Source organism: Rhizobacter sp. (genome assembly GCF_035702065.1).
GTDB lineage: Bacteria > Pseudomonadota > Gammaproteobacteria > Burkholderiales > Burkholderiaceae_C > Rhizobacter.
On the sequence record NZ_DASSRA010000443.1, the window covers coordinates 1 to 2,042 of the forward strand.

At 66.3% G+C, this 2,042-nt stretch carries 1 protein-coding gene and 1 pseudogene; both read right to left on the minus strand.

The window, feature by feature from the left end; genetic code table 11:
- Window positions 1-178 (minus strand): annotated as a pseudogene (gltD, locus tag VFL64_RS19375) (glutamate synthase); the annotation flags it as partial.
- Between the two features lie 29 nt (window positions 179-207).
- The coding region (locus VFL64_RS19380; RefSeq protein WP_489542023.1) for a glutamate synthase-related protein at window positions 208-2,042 on the minus strand (1,835 nt) is incomplete at its 5' end.

The window sequence follows — 2,042 nt, forward strand, 5'->3', positions numbered from 1 at the left end:
CCGGGCAGCCGTTGTTGCAGAACGGCGTGCCGCAGTCCATGCAGCGGGCGCTCTGGATCTTGGCTTCGTCTTCCTTCAGGCCAATGACGAATTCCTTGTAGTTCTTGACGCGCTTCTGGACGGGCTCGTAGCCCTCTTCCAAGCGCTCATACTCCATGAAGCCGGTGACTTTTCCCATGATGCTGTCTGATCCTTCGCGTCTTGTGTTCAGGCCTTGGCGCGGCTGGTCTTGCCGGCGGGCTTGTCGGTGGCCTTTGCTTTGGCAATGGTGTCGCCGGCCTGCTTGGCCGCGTTCATCTCGCCCAGGGCGCGCTTGTACTCGTTGGGGAACACCTTCACGAACTTGCCGCGTGCCTCAGCCCAGTGGTCGAGGATGTCGCGCGCGCGCAGGCTGCCCGTCCAGCGGTGGTGGTCGTTGAGAAGCTTTTTGAGGATGGCTTCGTCCGTCTCGCCGCGGTGCCACACCGCCTTGTCGGAGCTGGCTTCCTGCTCGGTGGCGCTCAGCACCTTCTCGAGCGACACCATGGAGGTGTTGCAGCGCGAAGCGAACTGGCCATCTTCGTCGTACACGTAGGCCACGCCACCGCTCATGCCGGCCGCGAAGTTGCGGCCCGTCTTGCCGAGCACGGCGACGGTGCCGCCGGTCATGTACTCGCAGCCGTGGTCGCCGGTGCCTTCGACCACCGCCGTCGCACCCGACAGGCGCACCGCGAAGCGCTCGCCACCCACGCCACGGAAGAAGGCCTCACCGCTGGTGGCACCGTAGAGCACGGTGTTGCCGACGATGATGTTGCGCGTGGCATCGCCGCGGAAGTCAATGCTCGGGCGTACCACCACGCGGCCACCCGACAAGCCCTTGCCGGTGTAATCGTTGGCGTCGCCGATCAGGTACAGCGTGATGCCCTTGGCCAGGAAGGCGCCGAAGCTCTGCCCGCCCGTGCCTTCCATCTGCATGAAGATGGTCTCGTCCGGCAGGCCCTCGGGGTGATGGCGAACCAGCTCGCCCGACAGCATGGCACCCACCGTGCGGTTGACGTTGCGCGTCTGCTCGATGATCTGCACCTTCTCGCCACGCTCGATGGCGGGCTTGCACTTCTCGATCAGCTTCACGTCGAGCGCACGGGCCAGGCCGTGGTCTTGCGTCTCGACCTGGCGGCGCGCCACCTCGGCCGGTGCGACCGGCTGATGGAAGATGCGACTGAAGTCCAGGCCCTTGGCCTTCCAGTGCGAGATGCCCTTCTTGGTGTCCAGCAGGTCGGCGCGGCCGATGAGGTCGTCGAACTTGCGAATGCCCAGCTGCGCCATGATCTGGCGCGCTTCTTCGGCAACGAAGAAGAAGTAGTTCACCACGTGCTCGGGACGGCCCTGGAACTTGGCACGCAGCACCGGGTCTTGCGTGGCCACGCCCACCGGGCAGGTGTTGAGGTGGCACTTGCGCATCATGATGCAGCCCTCGACCACCAGCGGCGCGGTGGCAAAGCCGAACTCGTCGGCACCGAGCAGCGCACCGATGACCACGTCGCGGCCCGTCTTCATCTGGCCGTCGGCCTGCACGCGCACGCGGCCGCGCAGGCGGTTGAGCACCAGGGTCTGCTGCGTCTCGGCCAGGCCCAGCTCCCACGGCGTGCCGGCGTGCTTGATGCTCGACCAGGGCGAGGCGCCGGTGCCGCCGTCGTGGCCGGCGATCACGATGTGGTCGGCCTTGGCCTTGGCCACGCCCGTCGCAATGGTGCCCACGCCCACTTCGGACACCAGCTTCACGCTGATGTCGGCGCGCTGGTTGGCGTTCTTCAGGTCGTGGATCAGCTGCGCCAGGTCTTCGATGGAGTAGATGTCGTGGTGGGGCGGCGGGCTGATGAGGCCGACACCCGGCACCGAGTAGCGCAGCTTGCCGATGTACTCGGACACCTTGCCACCCGGCAGCTGGCCACCCTCACCCGGCTTGGCGCCCTGGGCCATCTTGATCTGGATCTGGTCGGCCGAGGCGAGGTACTCGGTGGTGACACCGAAGCGGCCCGAAGCCACCTGCTTGATCTTCGAGC